Here is a 16,246-nt window from a genome sequence, read left to right on the forward strand (position 1 = left end):
ATCAGCTTCCGAACGACTTGAGGTAAACGATCACGGCTTCAATATCGTCTGGTTTCTTGAGCCCAGCAAAGGACATGCGTGTACCCTTCATGTAGTCCTTGGGTTTTGCCAGGAAGGCCGCCATTTCTTCTTCGGTCCAAACAAGACCAGCCTCGGCAGCCGTTTTCATAGCTTTGGAGTATTTGAACCCTTCAACCGACCCTGCGTTGGCCCCTATAACCCCGTTCAGCGCCGGACCCGTACTGTCCTTTGCACCGTCACCAACCTGATGGCAGGCTTTACATTTCTTGAAGACCTTCTCACCGGCTGCGAACAGTTCCGTAGTCTGATCAGCCTCGTCGGTTTCCTGAACAGCCGGTGTTGCGGCGGCTTCTTCCTCAGGCTTTGGCGCTGCGGCCGGAATGAACGAGGGTCCTTCCACCGTAAACGTCGGCAACTCGTCCGCGCTGGCTTCGTTCATGACCGAATTCGAACCGCCTTCTGGTGGCGTCTCAACCAGAAATACAGAGCGCATAGTAACAGAGGCTTCTGTTTTGCAATTCTCCATACAGGGCTCTTTTTGCCATTCTGCGTACTCAGTCTCAGGTCGCGTATCGACGACAAACCCATCCTTGTTGTGCATCTCGAATTCGGCGAAGTTTTCATTGCTGAGAACGAAATCGTCATCCACCAGGTCATTGGAATAAAGGATATAGGCGACGATTGCGTATGTCTCGTCCGCTGTCAGCGTGCCCGCTTCACCAAACGGCATCGACCGAGAAATGTAATCCCAGGCGGTGGACAAATGCGGCCAATAGGACCCAACGGTTTTTACAGGATCTTCGTCGGCAAGCGTGTCGAATCCACCGGCCAGAACAGGCCAATTGTCGGCGCCTTCGGCAAACTCGCCGTGACAGGACGCACACCGGTCGACAAACACTTCTTCTCCAGTCCAGACATCGCCTGATCCAACCGGCAAGCCACGCCCGTCGGGCAAGATGTCAACGTCCCAGGCAGCGATCTCTTCCTCCAATGCAGGACGTCCAAGCCCAATAGTACCGTCGCGACTGGGCGCCGGTGCAGTTAGGTTCGCACCATTTGCAACCCGTTCCGCGGCGGCCGCTTGGATTTCTTCGACTTTAGTCTCGAGTTCAGCTGCTCGGCTGGCCTCCGCTTGCGCATTTTCTTGGGCTGCGGCTGCATGCGCCTCAACCTGACCTATCCGGGTTTCCAAACTGTCTATCTTCGACTGGCCGTAGTTCCGATTGGCAAATACCAACGCTGCCGCAAGCACCAAGGCTGTGCCACCAAATACGGGCAGGAAAACATGACTAAGAGACTTCGACATTCTCAGCGATCCCTTCTGCGCTCACGTACCAAGTCTGGATACAGTTGTTGTGGTAGACCGAGTTCTCTCCGCGCTTTTCGCGCAGTTGGTCTTTGGTCGGCTGCACATAGCCAGTCTCGTCTATCGCCCGGGCCTGCAAAAGCATTGGAGCTCCGTCCCAGTTCGTATCGAGATAGAAGCGCGTCAAAGCCTTGCTGTCGCCCTGCTTGCCAAGACGCGCAGTCTCCCAGGTGATCCCACCGTCCTTGGACACATCGACCCGCGTAATTTGCCCGTGGCCTGACCAGGCAAGTCCGGAAATGACCAAAGGTCCCGGTCCATGTTTGATGGGCATTTGAGGGCTGGGTGAAGTAATGACGGACTTAGCATCCATGACCCACGTCCATTTCTGGGCCGTGCCATCGGCGTAAACATCAGTGTATTTTGATGTTTCTTCGCGGCTTTCGACCGCCATATCGACGACTTCGATCCGGCGCAGCCACTTGACCCACATGTTGCCTTCCCACCCGGGAACAACCAGTCGCACGGGGTAACCATGTTCCATGCGCAGTGCTTCACCATTTGCCTTGAAAGCCACCAACACGTCATCCAGTGCTTTTTCCATCGGGATGGAGCGGCCATTGGATGACGCATCTGCGCCCTCAACATAGACCCATTTGTCGGGTGAGATATCGGCGCCTGCTTCCTGCAACAGCGTACGCAGCGGAACACCGGTGTATTCCATGTTGTGAATCATGCCGTGCGTAAATTGGACGCCGTTGAGTTGCGCACCCGCCCACTCCATACCGGTATTTGCCGCACATTCGCAGAAATACACATGGTTTTCGCGCGGGAACCGCTCAATGTCTTCATAAGTAAACACAAGCGGGCGATCGACCAGCCCGTTGATCATCAGGCGATAGTCCTCTTTGCGCAACTCGATCGCGCCCGAGTGATGGCGCTCAAATGCGCAACCTTGCGGAGTGATCGTGCCATCAAGCGCGTGGATCGGCGTGAAGTTGATCGACGAAATCGGAGAGGCGGTCAGCCATTCCACATTGCGGCGCACAACATGGGATTCAAAACTGATCGGCATGCCATAAGGTGACTCATCAACACCGGCACCCGTGTAAGACGCCCAATCCTGAAGCTCTGTTATCAGTGGGTCGGGCGTGTCTGCCGCTGCCGCACCCGCAACGGACCCTGCGGCGACCGCAGCACTGCCTTTCAGGAAGGCCCGGCGGGACGGTTTGAACGCGTCATCCATATCTCTTAGGTCTCCATCTGTTTCTTAAGCGCCGACAACATCGACACTGGTGTTCTCTTGCACCGTGACGGTGCCAAGGTTGCGAATGTGGTTTTCGACGACATCCCAGATCGGCGGACCCTCAGTGCCTTCGTTGACACTGGCCCAACCAGCCACGACGTAGGTTTTCGACGGATCAATCGCTTCACCGGTTTTGAGCAGAGTCATTTCGCTGATCCGTTGCCCTTGTGGTTTGGTCACATCGATGCGGTAGCCAAGCCCACCGACGCGGACCATATCGCCGCCTTGCTGGTAATAAGGGTCGGGGTTGAACAGGTTGTCGCCGACATCCTCGAGGATCACATGGATGAATTCGCCTGTCATTTCTGTGCGATAGGCATTGGGATACGACATCGATGTGACGTTCCAGATGTCCTCGCGCGTGATATCTTGTCCCGGCAGGATTGAGGGTCCCCAACGGACGCCAGGCGACATCGCGATGTCTGCCTCACGCTCATTGATCAGGGCATCGCAAATCAGGTCATCCCAGGTGCCGTTAAAGTTGCCGCGGCGGTAGAGCAACGAATCCGTTTTGCCAATCACCTCACTCAGCGCAGCCTCGTACGGCGCGCGCTGACCATCTATCAGAGCGGTGAACTTAGGATCAGGAGCGATGACGTCAGAGAAGATCGGGATCAGCTTGTGCTGCAGCCCCATCATCTGCCCGTCCCTCACGTCGAGATCGACGCGGCTGACGAACTTTCCGTTCGAACCAGACGCGATGATATGCGTTTTTCCGACCAGAACCGGCTCCGGCAGCGCGTCATGAGTGTGGCCGCTAAGGATCACGTCGATCCCTTGCACCCGACCTGCCATCTTCTTGTCCACGTCAAAGCCGTTGTGGCTGAGGACGACAACGACATCAGCGCCGGCATCGCGAACCTCGTCGACCATGGCCTGCATGTTTTCATCCCGGATACCGAACGAATATTCTGGGAACATCCAGCCTGGGTTCGCGATTGGCATGTAAGGAAACGCTTGCCCGATAACAGCAACCTTTGCGCCGCCCCGATCAAAGAACTTATAAGGCTGGAACAATTCCGCAGGTTCGTCCCACTCGGCATCAAAGATGTTTTGACCTAAGGCCGCAAAGGGCAAACCTTCGACGATTTCGTTAACCCTGTCGCTGCCCAACGTGAACTCCCAATGGAAGGTCATAGCATCGGGATTCAGAGCGTTCATGACATTGACCATGTCCTGACCCGCTGTCTGGTAACAGGTGTAAGAGCCATGCCAGGTATCGCCACCATCCAGAAGCAGGGCATCAGGACGGTCAGCACGAATGGCGTTGATGACAGTTGAGACCCGGTCCAATCCACCAACCCGACCGTAGGTCTTGGCCAGCGAAGAGAAATCATTGTAGGTCAGGGCATAGGCCGACGGGCTTCCATCTTCGATCCCGTAGGCCTTGCGGAAAGCCGCCCCTGTGACATGCGGCATCTGACCTCGCGCATCGCCAATACCAAGGTTTATCTCAGGTTCGCGGAAATAGATCGGCTTGAGTTGCGCGTGGATGTCGGTGACATGGATCAAGCTGATATTGCCGAAGGTCTCGAACTCCAGCAATTGATCCTGCGTTAGGCTTTGCTGAGCGGCAAGCTTGGCCCATTTGCCAAACCCGGATGCCCCGTAGAGAGCCGAGGCTGCCATTGAAACCTGCAAGAAGTCACGTCGAGAAATCATCTATCAGCCTTCCTGTAACACATATAAATGTGTGAATGTTATATGCATGAAAAACCCGCGCAGGACAATGCCCGCGCGGCTCGTTCCTTATTGGCGTACTGCAGGAGTTTCGACTGAAAGCCCGTTGCCACGTGAGGCCACATAGAGCTCAAGCGCACGAAACTCGTCCGATCCTTCGGCAAATGTTTCCGCCCGCGTATCGCGAATACAGCCGCGGAAACGATTGTGACGCGAGATCAGCTTGGCCTGTTTCAGACGATATGTCGGGAACCCGTTGATCATACCCTGGCTCAGGTGGTCGGCACGGATCATGTTGCCCCAGTTGTCTTCATGACAATTGGCGCAGCTCAACTCCAACTGACCATAGCGGGTATAATACATCTCCTTGCCCTGCTCCCAGTACGGGGCGGCATCGCCATCAATCGCGACGTTCATAGGCAACCCACGTGATTGCAGACCGATCAAAGCGACCATGCCTTGCATATCGCCCCCGGACCATTTCCAGGCATCCGCTTCCATGCGGTCCGTACGACACTTGTTGATCAGATCTTCCATGACGACCAGCTTGCCGGTTTCAGCATCCACCTTCGGCATGGACGCTTGCAATCCCTTGAAGCTTTCCACCCCATCGTGGCATGAGGCACAGCTCTCGCCAGCGGCACCATCAACGGTCTCGAAAAGATCGGCGGCCTGATCGACGAAGATCATTGCAGGATTGTCGAAGTCATCTATTTGAAGCGCTTGCGTTTCGTCCGTGCGGAAATGCCAACCCGAATAGATCGTGTCCAGGTTTTCCAGATGCGCCGGAGCTTCAGTGACCGAGGTCATGTCCAGTTCATCATTGATCGTGAGATTGTCTTCGTCCGGTCCAGCCATCGCTGCAGCCGGGAAAACCAGAATTGCCGCGATCGCCGTAATTGCCTTGGTATTCATTGCGTTCCTCCCTTGGTGGATCAGCGCCAATTCCTCGGACCGGCGCTGATCTGCCTTAGTCGTCGAGCCGTCAGGCGATCTCGATCGTTTTCTTCTCATCGTAGACAGAGCCGTCGTCGTCGTACCAAGTGAAGACAAACTCACCGGCCTCGGGCACAGTTGCTTCGAACTGGAAGTACGGGTTTGTCGAAATCGCCGGCTCCATCGTCACATCAACTACCATTTCTCCATTAAACTCGCAGGTGAAACGGTTGATGATCGAGCGCGGGATGACGTTGCCTTCTTTGTCTTTACGCTGGCCGCTTTCCATCTTGTGGCTGATCAGTGTCTTGATCGTTATGGTTTCACCAGCAGCGGCTGTCTTTGGAACCTTGACGCGGGGTTTTACACCGGATGCCATTGGTTAATCTCCTGTTCTTCAGGGCGCGTGGCGATCAGCCGCCGCAGCCGCCGATTGTCACTTTTACGGTCGCGGACGCTTTGGCAAAGCTGCCATCTGCCATCTTCGCCACGGCAACGACGTCCTGCGTTCCGGCAAGACGGATGCGGGTTGATGCGGCTTGTTCAGCCGCCAATGGACCGAAATTGAATGTCGCGACGCCCGGTTCGGGGTTGCCTGCAGCCACGATCAGAATTGCAGCGGCACCCGGAGCACTCACTTCGATAGGTACAGTATTTCCGTTTTCTGCGATTTCCGGTGCAGTCAACGTAACACCGCCATCAGCCATATCTGCCCCGCCTGTAAATGCCGCGATGGCATCTTCAGCAGCTGCATTTGCCCGAAGCGGCATAATTGTCAGGAACGCGGCGCCCAGCCCAAGGGCCAGTGTCTCGCGGCGAGAGAGTTCCATTTTCAATCTCCTTTGATTCTTCGAAAACCCGCGCCTGGAAGCGCATCTATTCTTCTTTCAGGGTCGCGAGAAACGCGACCACGTCCTCGATTTCCTGTGCTGTAAGGATCGACGTCAAAGGCGCGGTTGGGGCTTTGCCGGTATAGGCGTCGCCCGGGCGGATATAGCCGTCATCCTTGTAGAAAGCTGGCATCACCGTGCCTTCAAATGTCATCTTTGCGTTTGCGACCAACCCTCGAAGCTCTGCTTCGGTCCAACGATCACCGGCACCATCCAGCATCGGGCCGACTTCACCGTGGAACGGGATGTCTGCCAAAACCGTGACCGCGTGGCACGCGACGCAGTTGCCTTTTGACTTGTCGCCAACGATGAGTGCGCCATTAGCCGCATCACCAGCAGTGCCGGACAGAGAAACCTCGATCGCACCATAGTCGTCATAGGTTACGTCTTTCGGATCTGTATCTGCCGCAAATGCGGCAACGCCTGTCATTGCGCAGACCAATGTTAAGAGTCTCAGCTTCATGATCCCTCCCATTTGCTAACGCGCCGACGGCGCCTTGCGACCCAAAGCCTTTGTGTACCGTAGTCGACGAGTACCGCTTGTCGCAACATTAAATTCATTATGGTGAATTTTTTTATTTATAACGGTAACGCTTAATCTTGAGAAACATTGTTTCGCTCCTGAATGCGACGGGCATGATATCGTTGAAAATCTTCACCATTATCAAGTTCATACCGTTTTTCATCGACCCAGGTGAACAGATCCAAGGTTGTTCCTTTAGAGAACGCCCCCGGCATTACAGCAACCGCGGCATCGATGGCTGAGGCGTCCTCGGGCACCTCTTCCGGCAGAAAAACAAGCGTTGGGGTAAACAGAATCCCCCATTTGCGCATCAGCGCTCTTTGCTCGTTTTCTTCCCCGTCAAAGTCAGTGGCCGTGGTACTGCCATGCAAATCCAGTTGGACGACAAAGAAGTTTTCTTCGATAAATGCCGCCAGATCAGGCTGGGGGAACACCTCTTCATGCATCTTTTTGCAATAGATACAGCCCTGCTGTTCAATGAATAACACCAGCCGTTTGTCCTCGCTCGAGGCCTCTTCAAGATCCTCGCGGAGGTCCTTGAACGTGTCGCGCATCCAAGGTGTTTTATGCAAACCGTCGTCGCCCAGTTCAGCAGCGGAAACTGCCCCGCCGATCAGACACGCGATCAATACTGACAAAACTCGTTTCATGTCTTCCTCCCGAATTAACCTATGGCTGCGAGCCAGGGCATGTGGTCGAGCATCCATTGTGCGATGTGATTGATGGAGTTGGTTGCAATCAGGACACCGAAAAGAATCAGCAAACTTCCCATTGCCTTTTCGATCAATGGCAAATGCTTTCTGAACCGCGCCATCCATTGCATGAAGGGGCGGACCAAAAAGGCCGCCAGCACAAACGGAGCGGTCATTCCAACCCCATAGACGAATAACAGAAGCGCTCCACGCCAAGCCGTATCGGTTCCGGCCGCCGTAAACAGGATCGCAGCGAGCACCGGCCCGACGCAGGGTGTCCAGCCAAAAGCAAACGCCAATCCCAGAACATAAGCCCCAAGCAGGCTTACATTTGATGTCTCACCGACGTCCGCACGAAACTGGCGATACAGGAACCCAACACGAATAACCCCCAGGAAATGCAGGCCCATGGCAATAATGATGGCTGCTGCGATCCAACGCAGAATGTCGAAATACTCTCGAACCAACTGTCCGAATATCGAAGCCGTCGCACCCAGCGCCATGAAGATCGTTACGATCCCCGCTGCAAATGCAATTGCCGAAAGCGTTGCCTTACGACGAACGTCGCCGGATAATGTAGACCCCGCGGCTATTTGCTCCATCCCGACCCCTGCCAGATAGCTAAGGTAAAACGGCACAATGGGTAAGACGCAGGGCGACAGGAAAGACAACAGTCCTGCGACCAAAGCCCCTGCATATGTAATGTCGAGCATGGTCAAACCCGTCCTGACGCGCTATCATTCACACATTCAAAATAATAAGAATATATCACTGCGGTCAATCGGAGCGTGAGATGCGCCACCTACTTCTGCCTTTGTTTGCGATCACGTTGCTTGTTTCTCCCGTGGCTTCCCGGGCAGAGATGACACTATTGATGGCAGAAGAAGACGGCTGTATGTGGTGCGCGCGTTGGGACTCGGAAATCTCGGAGATCTACCCCAAGACACCCGAAGGACAAGCCGCTCCACTTAAGCGCATCGATATCCACAAAGTCATACCTGATGGCATCGCATTGGATCGGCCCCTCTACTACACGCCAACCTTTGTTCTGCTGGAGAATGGCGAAGAGGTCGGTCGGATCGAAGGCTATCCCGGTGAAGATTTTTTCTGGGGGGTGCTGGGCGTTTTGCTGCGTGACGCTGGTGTATCGATTGAGACCTCTGGATAAACTGTGGCGCATTCCATAAACTGTTATGAATGCGTGAAGCTATGAAAGCGAGGCGATCTTGTTGGACAAATCTTCGAAACTGCCTGTGTTCTCCCCGGACATGTGCGCCGAAGACCTGGACAGAATGATGGAGAATGCTCAGACGGCGTCGAGTTTCCTTAAGGCGATCAGCCATGAAGGGCGCTTGATGATCTTGTGCTATCTGTCCTCGGGGGAAAAATCTGTCACGCAAATGGAGGAAATGCTCTCGGCACGTCAGGCTGCGGTGTCTCAACAACTGTCCCGCTTGCGCTTTGAGGGCTTGGTGAAAACACGGCGCGAGGGGAAAACGATCTACTACAGACTGGCGGATGATCGATCGACACAGATTCTGGAAGTCGTCTACGATCTATTCTGCAGGGAGAAGTAGAAGTCGCCAAAAGTAACCGCCAGCTTTGGGAGGAGACTGGCAATGTTCGAAGCATTGGGAGACGCCAACACCGTTGCCCTGATCGGTTTGATCGGCGGCATTGTGTTGGGCTTGGCCGCACGCATTGGCCGTTTCTGCACGTTGGGTGCAATCGAAGATTACCTTTACGCAGATGATGACCGGCGGCTGCGCATGTGGGCAATTGCGATCGGCGTAGCAATTGTCGGCAGCCACACAGCTATGGCTTTAGGGTGGCTGGACCCTGTTGGAACAAGGTATTTTGCACAGACCTGGAACCCACTTGGGTCGATCGTAGGTGGTCTCATGTTTGGTTACGGAATGGCCATCAGCGGAAACTGCGGCTATGGCGCGCTGGCAAGGCTTGGGGGCGGCGACCTTCGATCCTTCGTCATCGTATTGATTATGGGGCTATCTGCTTACGTTGTCATGTCCGGGCCCCTTGCGTATTTGCGCGTTTGGGTCTTCCCCGAGGAAATGGGTCTTAATGGCCCGCAGAGCATGAGCTTCCTGGCCGAACAACTGACCTCTATCCCAGCTTGGCTCATTGGCTCTGTCATCGGCGTTGCGTTGGTGATTTTCGCCTTGGCAAACCAGCGCTTCCGCCGCACTCCCGCACAGGTGTTCTGGGGATCTATAGTTGGACTGGCGATCGTATCAGGTTGGCTCGGCACGAATTGGGTTGCGACGCACGGTTTCGATGGTGAGCCAGTTCAAACCCATACCTTCGCGGCACCTCTTGGCGACACAATATTCTACCTTATGACAGCCTCCGGAAACACTTTGTCCTTTGCGGTCGGATCAGTCTCCGGCGTTCTCATTGGTGCATTTTTGGGGTCCTGGTCCAAAGGTCATTTCCGATGGGAAGCATGCGAGGATCCACGTGAACTCAAGCGTCAAATGCTCGGCGCGGCGATTATGGGGCCAGGCGCGATCATCGCGGTTGGTTGCAGCGTCGGACAAGGTATATCTGCCTTCTCACTATTGACCTACAGCGCGCCTGTAACATTCGCTGCCATCTTCGCCGGTGCGGCGCTTGGCTTGAAACAACTCGTGTCTGGGCTGTCCTTCATAACTGAACGCTGACTTGACAGTTCAAACAAGAATTCACCTGTGAAGGACGGTTTCGACGGTTCTCCTTTATTCAGAAAGCGATTGCCTTTGATGGCACATATGGGCACGAGGCGTTCATTCAACAAATACGCTCATAGGTTCGCTATGCGGACCAAAGCGCTCGTTCAGATCACGTGAACAAACCAATCTGATCTTTGTCACTCGCTCGCTTCTGCTATGAGCGTTGTCCACGCATCGTGCTGGGACAAGAAAACCCTGCCGTTCAGACCGTCGACAAGATGAGACCGTTTGAGTCTGTCCATAACAGGACCCTTAACTTCGGACAGATGTAGGCCAACACCAAGCTCTCTAAGGCGGTGATTGATCGCCTCGAGAGTTTCCAGCGCTGAGTAGTCCACTTCGTTAACGGCGGAGAACATCAAAACAACATGTTTGACCATTGTCCGCTCGGCAAGGCGACTGAAGATCAGTTCTTCCAGAAAGCCGGCGTTTACAAAATAAAGGCTCTCGTCGATGCGCAGCGTCAACACCGTAGGTGCGGTTTCGACATCGTGGCGCAGGACATTTCGAAAGTGCTCTGTCCCGGGCACACGGCCCACTTCCGCAACATGCGGTCGAGACGTCTTGTATAGATGCAGAAGAACTGAAATCGCCACTCCAGACGCGACGCCGACTTCGACACCCAAACCGAGCGTCAGAAAAACCGTTGCAGATACCGCGATGAAGTCCGCTCGGGAATAGTCCCATGTTCTGCGCAATATTGAAAAATCTACGAGGCTCAGAACCGCCACAATGATTGTGGCGGCCAACGTAGCGTTTGGCAAGAAGTACACCAATGGCGTCAACGCCAAGGCGGCGATCGCGAGGCCAAGCGCCGTGTAGGCGCCCGCAGCAGGAGTTTCGGCGCCGGCATCGAAATTGACGACTGATCGCGCAAATCCCCCCGTGACTGGATAGCCTCCGGTGAACGCTGCGCCTATATTGGCTGCGCCCAGCCCAATGAGTTCCTGGTCCGGATCAATCCGTTGACGTTTCTTGGCAGCCAATGTTTGCGCGACTGAGACGGATTCGACAAAGCCAATCACTGAAATCAGGACCGCCGGAACCAACAGCGCCGCAAGCAAGTCGAGCGCAAATACTGGCAATGTGAGCGGCGGCAGGCTTTGCGGGACTTCCCCAACGATTTCCACACCCATTTCGACAAGATCTAATGCCCAAACCGCAACCGTAGTAGCAACTACGGCGGCAACAGGTCCCGCCTTCGTCAGAATGTCAGCAAGCGCCGCCGGGGCGCCTAGCCTCAATAATCCGGGTTTTAACCAACGGCGGGCCCAAAAAAGGAAGGCCGTCGCACCGAGGCCGATAACGAGCGTAACCCAATTCACCTCATGCAAGTGCGCAGCAATCGATGCGAGGATCTCGAGCAATGTATGTCCGTGAGCATTCACACCGAAAATGTGCTTGAGTTGGCTGGCGGCGATCAAGATCCCAGATGCTGTGATAAACCCCGCAATCACCGGGTGGCTCAAAAAATTAGCCAGGAAGCCTAGCCGCAAGAACCCCAAAAGCAACAGGAAACCGCCAGAAAGAAATGCGAGGGTTAGTGCCGCAACCGCGTAACCTGCCGTGCCTTGTTCAGCAACCTGACCGACCGCTGACGCAGTTAACAGTGAGACAACGGCAACCGGGCCAACCGCTAAGGCGCGACTGGTTCCAAATATTGCGTAAAGAAGAATTGGCGCGATGGATGCATACAGCCCCGCTTCTGGAGGCAATCCAGCCAGGAGCGCGTAGGCCAAGGATTGGGGTATCAGCATGATGGTGACGATCACCGCTGCCATCAGATCGTTAGAAAGCTCTGCCCGTCCATAGCTGCGAGCCCAACTCAGAACCGGCAGATATTGCGCCACCCGCATCCTTACCTCCCGCTACGCCGCAGTATGTCGTCGTGCGTGCCACAGCATTGCAGCGCGCTGACCGCTTCGGCAGTAGCCAAGGACAGGCTCGGGCAGCTCTGCCAACGCCTTAGAAAATGCAATGTGGTTCGCTTCTGTTGCGCCGGAGGGTTTGACCGGCACATAACGAGCTTGAAGACCTTGCGCATTGGCGCAGTCTTGGATCTTGCCAAAAGTAGGCTGATCCTTTTGTTCGCCGTCTGGGCGCACACAGATTAGCGAGCGAAATCCATGCGTTTTGACTTCCGACAAGTCATCGGTCTCCAATTGACCGCAAGTACTGAAGTCGTCGGAAATTTGGGTGATTTCCATCGCTCTCATCCTTTCAAAATCAGAGTTTGTTGACCGGAACCTTGAGCATCGGGTTGCCGTCCATGTCCGTTGGCACCTCACCCGCACGCATATTCACCTGAAGTGATGGGATGATCAGCTTCGGCACTGCCAGCTGAGCATCTCGTTCTGTGCGAAACTTAACGAACTCTTCTTTTGATTTGCCACCACCAACGTGGATATTGTGGGCTTTCTCATCGCCGACAGTTGTTTCCCAGGCGATGTCCCGCCCGTTTGGTCCGTAGTCATGACACATGAAAAGTCGTGTTTCGTCCGGCAAGCTCAGGACTTTTTGAATGCTATCGTAAAGCGTTGCTGCATCGCCGCCGGGAAAATCTGCGCGCGCCGATCCCCCATCCGGCATGAACAAAGTATCGCCCACAAAAGCCGCATCCCCTGCGACATGTACCATGCAAGCCGGCGTATGGCCGGGGGTGTACATTGTGAACACCTTCATATTGCCAACCATGTACGTATCGCCGTCTTCGAAAAGCTGATCGAACTGGCTGCCATCACGCTGGAACTCGGTACCTTCGTTGAAGACCTTTCCAAACGTGTCCTGCACGATCATGATTTTTGAACCAATGCCGATTTTTCCCCCAAGCTTTTCTTGGATATACGGCGCCGCACTCAAATGATCGGCGTGAACATGGGTCTCAATGATCCATTCCAAATTCAGATCTTGGCTTACGATCTGGTGGACGAGCTCGTCTGCGTGATCGTAAGTGATGCGCCCCGCCGCGTAGTCAATGTCCATTACACTATCGACAATGGCACATGAGTTCGAGGTTGGATCCTTCACAATATAGCTGATGGTGTTCGTCGCCTCATCGAAGAAGGGCTGAACGTCCGGCTTGATGTTCATGTTTACGGGATACGTCATCTGATTGTACTCTTGGGAGGTTGAGGGAAGTCGGAGACTACGCCGCCGACCGAACAGGACGCGGGAAAAGGAGCCTGCGCAGTACAAACCCTGCAAGAACGGCAACCAGAAAGAGAGCGACTTCCCAACGCCCGGTGCCAAGTGCCGGTATAGCAGCGCCAGGGCAGAAGCCTGCAATTCCCCAACCGACGCCAAACAGAGCCGAACCACCAACCAGTCGCTTGTCTACGGCCGTCGCGCTTGGAATCTGAAAACGCCCGCCAAAGAGCGGCGTTGTTTGCCGCCAGGCAAGTCTGTAGCCGAAGAAAGTGACCAGGAGCGCACCACCCATAACAAAGGCGAGGCTAGGATCCCACGTCCCGGCAATATCGAAGAAATTCAGAACTTTGGCCGGGTCCATCATGCCCGACACAGCGATGCCAATGCCAAAGATCAGGCCAGTAAACAAAGCAAAAACAAGCTTCATTGCATTATACTCCAAAGACATGACGGATCAGGAAGACTGTGATTGCAGCTGTGACCATGAAGGTCGGCACTGCCACCAAGGAGCGAAAAGACAGCCGAGATAGTCCGCAAACACCATGCCCTGAAGTGCAGCCAGACCCGAGGCTGGCGCCCAGGCCTACGATCACGCCGCCGATCACGATCATAGTTGGGCTGACAGGTACCGTAAGTTCAGGCATCGCACCGGTTGCAGCATAGATCAGGCCCGGTGCGAGGATCATTCCCACAACCAAAGCTGTTCGCCAGGCGAATTCCTCACGGTTTTCTGGGAATGCCAAGCCGGACAATATGCCCGTTGCACCCATGATGCGTCCGAGTCCGAGCATCAAAAGCACGGATCCAAGTCCAATTGCGAGTCCGCCTCCAAATGAGGCGATCGGTGTAAACGCTGTTTCCATCAGGCGTCTCCGGTTGTTCATGCTGCAACTTGATTACCGGCCGGCACCTTACTCTTCAGTGACAATGTCACTTAACGCAAAGAATTCATGCGCTGTCGGCCAAACGCTCCAATTGAGGTTTGTTCTGGAGAGTAATCCGCCCTCTCGTCTGAAGGATAAGTCCGCGCTTTTGAAAATCGTTCAGGATGCGTGAAACGACCTCACGCGCTGTCCCTAATTCGTTGGCCAAAGCCTGATGCGTCGCCTGGATTTCGGAATGGCCTTCTCCCAGCACCAAAAGGCGCTCTGCCAGTCGAACGTCCATTCTGCCAAAGGCGACATCATCGACCACACGCAAAAGATCAATTAACCGACGAGAATAAGCCGAGAAAACGAAGCCGCGAAAACTGTCTTCTTCAGCAGCCAGTCTATCAAAAGAGATTTTTGGCAATGTGATTGCCGTAACGTCGGTCTCGGCAATACCCTCAGCATTATAAGCTTCCTCGGACAGCATGCAGGCGGTGGTCAGCACACAGCTCTCTCCAGCTTCAACACGATACAGCACGATTTCTCGCCCGGCATCAGAGCTTTGGGAAACGCGTATGCGGCCGGCATGCAAAAACATCAGACTGTCCGGGATGTTGTCGGGTCCAAAAACTTGCTGGCCCTGCTTGTATGAAACCACGCGTGCTTCATGTAGAAGCTTATCCCTGACCTGGCGAGGTAGGTTTCTCGTGCCAAGAAAGCTTTCGGTCCAATCTCCGACAGTTGTCTTCAATTTTTGTCCTATGCCCTGTGCGTTCGGTTCACTGGTTCCCTACAAAGATGCGGTGGCACGCGATCTGGATCAATGGCTCTCTTCGATTTTCAGACGAGCAAGATCCGAGCATCGCCCTACATTGGTCAGCCCGACTGGCTATTAATGCACGGCTCAGCTCTTTGGCCGCTTCAGGGCTCGCAGCCGTCATCCGACAGTTTTGGTCAGACTTGTTCATCCGACGGATGCGTTTCAACGTCGGCAGGGCCGGCAACCCAGACATTCGACTGACATCACCCAATGTCTGGGTCAGGGTAGCTGGCGTCACTCGCGCCCAGACGTGTCCCACCAATGTGGTTGCATGAACTGCGGGATTGCCTTCGTCTTGCCGCTTAGTTTCCCGACCGCTCCAGCCGTCAGCTCAAGGGCCATCCACGCTTCATGTGCTCTCAGCAAATCCGGATACGGCGTCTGTTTGTCAGTCGGGACAAAACCATATCGAGGATAGAAGGTCGGGACGCCCAATACGAACACTGCGTCCGTTCCAATGGACCTTAAGTGTTCGATGCTGGTTTCCATCAGTTCCTTTCCAACACCACGGCCTTGATACTCCGGCGACACGCCACAAGGCGCAAGCAGGTAGCATTTTGTGTCTAGGTGAACCTCGAAGACAAATGGGGTGAACAGCACGTTGCCTACGATCCGCCCGTCACGGCTGACACTGATCGAAATCGTTTCTGGGTGATCGAGGAAGTCTTTGGCAAGTTGAGCGGTTTCTTCGCCTTCTGCTTCGCCAAACGCAAGTCTGTGGACTTCCAAAATGGCGTCTAATTCTGATTGTTTCATAGTTCATTCCTAGCTTTGATGAATTTGTTCGCGCACCAAATGACCCCATAGTCGTGGGCTCATGTTCCAGTGCGCGAAGCAGAGTTGCGTTTTCTGGTTTTCAGAACTCGGCTCTAAACTTGCTCGCTTGGATGACCCCACATGAGCGGCGCAGCATATGGGCCGGTCACGCTGGACGTGCTTTCTCCGATGCCATCCAAAGCACCCGGTGTCAGTTCGCGGGCAAACCAACACTCAAGCGGAGCCTGCGTGCTTACAGGCGGCAGGACTTTGTGGGGGGTGTTGTATCGATTCCGATAGTGGAAAGGTTCCCCCATCACGAAGATCACATCTGCATCAAGTTGCCGTTCCGCCTCTTCCATCAGGCGCGTTGCATAGCCCTTCCTTTGAAACTCGGGCAGCACAGCCAATGGAGCGAGCACAAAGCACTTCAAGTGCGGTGCCGTGTCGATTGTGAGCGGGGTATAGCAAGCATGTGCAACCCCCTCATAAACGATGGAAAAGCTGCCGTCTGCGATCAGGTCATCCGCAAAATCGGCATACAGTTTCGCATGTCGTTCATCGTATAAGC

The 16,246-nt window shown here is 54.6% G+C and carries 20 protein-coding genes; 3 read left to right on the forward strand and 17 right to left on the reverse strand.

Features of this window, described 5'->3' with window-relative positions:
- Position 1: 1 nt before the first annotated feature.
- The 9 genes from ACR0K9_RS20240 to ACR0K9_RS20280 form a co-directional block, all read right to left on the reverse strand.
- On the reverse strand, positions 2–1,327 hold the full coding sequence (locus tag ACR0K9_RS20240; RefSeq protein ID WP_170514361.1) for a c-type cytochrome: 1,326 nt from the start codon (positions 1,325–1,327) through the stop codon (positions 2–4).
- Complete coding sequence (gene soxC / locus ACR0K9_RS20245) at positions 1,311–2,573, reverse strand: sulfite dehydrogenase (protein ID WP_170514358.1); 1,263 nt, start codon at positions 2,571–2,573, stop codon at positions 1,311–1,313. Before soxC ends, ACR0K9_RS20240 begins: the two co-directional genes overlap by 17 nt.
- A gap of 24 nt (positions 2,574–2,597) precedes the next feature.
- Complete coding sequence (gene soxB, locus ACR0K9_RS20250) at positions 2,598–4,295, reverse strand: thiosulfohydrolase SoxB (RefSeq protein WP_170514355.1); 1,698 nt, start codon at positions 4,293–4,295, stop codon at positions 2,598–2,600.
- An 87-nt stretch (positions 4,296–4,382) separates the two neighbouring features.
- On the reverse strand, positions 4,383–5,228 hold the full coding sequence (soxA, locus tag ACR0K9_RS20255) for a sulfur oxidation c-type cytochrome SoxA (protein ID WP_170471064.1): 846 nt from the start codon (positions 5,226–5,228) through the stop codon (positions 4,383–4,385).
- 70 nt (positions 5,229–5,298) lie between these two features.
- Positions 5,299–5,628 (reverse strand): thiosulfate oxidation carrier complex protein SoxZ, encoded by a 330-nt coding sequence (soxZ, locus tag ACR0K9_RS20260; protein ID WP_170394054.1) that lies wholly within the window; start codon positions 5,626–5,628, stop codon positions 5,299–5,301.
- A 34-nt stretch (positions 5,629–5,662) separates the two neighbouring features.
- Complete coding sequence (soxY, locus tag ACR0K9_RS20265) at positions 5,663–6,079, reverse strand: thiosulfate oxidation carrier protein SoxY (RefSeq protein WP_170514352.1); 417 nt, start codon at positions 6,077–6,079, stop codon at positions 5,663–5,665.
- Between the two features lie 46 nt (positions 6,080–6,125).
- A complete protein-coding gene (gene soxX / locus ACR0K9_RS20270) occupies positions 6,126–6,602 on the reverse strand; it encodes a sulfur oxidation c-type cytochrome SoxX (protein ID WP_170514348.1) in 477 nt (158 codons plus the stop codon).
- Between the two features lie 131 nt (positions 6,603–6,733).
- The gene (locus ACR0K9_RS20275) at positions 6,734–7,312 is read right to left on the reverse strand and encodes a SoxW family protein (RefSeq protein WP_170514344.1); all 579 of its coding nucleotides are present in this window, start codon (positions 7,310–7,312) and stop codon (positions 6,734–6,736) included.
- Positions 7,313–7,326: 14 nt separating this feature from the next.
- Positions 7,327–8,067: a cytochrome c biogenesis protein CcdA gene (locus ACR0K9_RS20280; RefSeq protein WP_170514340.1), complete on the reverse strand. Its 741-nt coding sequence runs from the start codon at positions 8,065–8,067 to the stop codon at positions 7,327–7,329.
- 161 nt (positions 8,068–8,228) lie between these two features.
- Between ACR0K9_RS20280 and ACR0K9_RS20285 the strand changes: the two genes are divergently transcribed.
- From ACR0K9_RS20285 to ACR0K9_RS20295, 3 genes are all read left to right on the forward strand, one after another.
- Entirely contained in the window at positions 8,229–8,522 is a 294-nt protein-coding gene (locus ACR0K9_RS20285) for a hypothetical protein (protein WP_480825848.1), read from the forward strand.
- Positions 8,523–8,622: 100 nt separating this feature from the next.
- The gene (locus ACR0K9_RS20290; protein ID WP_170514663.1) at positions 8,623–8,931 is read left to right on the forward strand and encodes an ArsR/SmtB family transcription factor; all 309 of its coding nucleotides are present in this window, start codon (positions 8,623–8,625) and stop codon (positions 8,929–8,931) included.
- 42 nt (positions 8,932–8,973) lie between these two features.
- On the forward strand, positions 8,974–10,035 hold the full coding sequence (locus ACR0K9_RS20295) for a YeeE/YedE family protein (protein WP_170514334.1): 1,062 nt from the start codon (positions 8,974–8,976) through the stop codon (positions 10,033–10,035).
- A 185-nt stretch (positions 10,036–10,220) separates the two neighbouring features.
- Here the strand turns inward: ACR0K9_RS20295 and ACR0K9_RS20300 are convergent, their stop codons facing one another.
- The 8 genes from ACR0K9_RS20300 to ACR0K9_RS20335 all read right to left on the reverse strand — a co-directional run.
- Positions 10,221–11,939, reverse strand: a complete 1,719-nt coding sequence (locus tag ACR0K9_RS20300) for a sulfate permease (RefSeq protein WP_170514331.1) — start codon at positions 11,937–11,939, stop codon at positions 10,221–10,223.
- Positions 11,940–11,951: 12 nt separating this feature from the next.
- Positions 11,952–12,290 (reverse strand): TIGR01244 family sulfur transferase, encoded by a 339-nt coding sequence (locus tag ACR0K9_RS20305; RefSeq protein WP_170514328.1) that lies wholly within the window; start codon positions 12,288–12,290, stop codon positions 11,952–11,954.
- 19 nt (positions 12,291–12,309) lie between these two features.
- Positions 12,310–13,191 carry an MBL fold metallo-hydrolase gene (locus tag ACR0K9_RS20310; protein WP_170514323.1) on the reverse strand — a complete coding sequence of 294 codons (882 nt, stop codon included), beginning with the start codon at positions 13,189–13,191 and terminating at the stop codon, positions 12,310–12,312.
- 37 nt (positions 13,192–13,228) lie between these two features.
- Complete coding sequence (locus ACR0K9_RS20315; RefSeq protein ID WP_170514319.1) at positions 13,229–13,657, reverse strand: DUF6691 family protein; 429 nt, start codon at positions 13,655–13,657, stop codon at positions 13,229–13,231.
- 4 nt (positions 13,658–13,661) lie between these two features.
- Positions 13,662–14,093: a YeeE/YedE family protein gene (locus ACR0K9_RS20320; protein WP_170514316.1), complete on the reverse strand. Its 432-nt coding sequence runs from the start codon at positions 14,091–14,093 to the stop codon at positions 13,662–13,664.
- A gap of 85 nt (positions 14,094–14,178) precedes the next feature.
- A complete protein-coding gene (locus ACR0K9_RS20325; protein ID WP_170514313.1) occupies positions 14,179–14,850 on the reverse strand; it encodes a Crp/Fnr family transcriptional regulator in 672 nt (223 codons plus the stop codon).
- A 303-nt stretch (positions 14,851–15,153) separates the two neighbouring features.
- Positions 15,154–15,675, reverse strand: coding sequence for a GNAT family N-acetyltransferase (locus tag ACR0K9_RS20330; protein ID WP_170514311.1), 522 nt, complete (start codon positions 15,673–15,675; stop codon positions 15,154–15,156).
- 113 nt (positions 15,676–15,788) lie between these two features.
- A partial coding sequence (locus ACR0K9_RS20335; RefSeq protein WP_480825850.1) for a GNAT family N-acetyltransferase occupies positions 15,789–16,246 on the reverse strand: 458 nt, incomplete at its 5' end.

This window comes from Ruegeria sp. L12 (genome assembly GCF_056531745.1).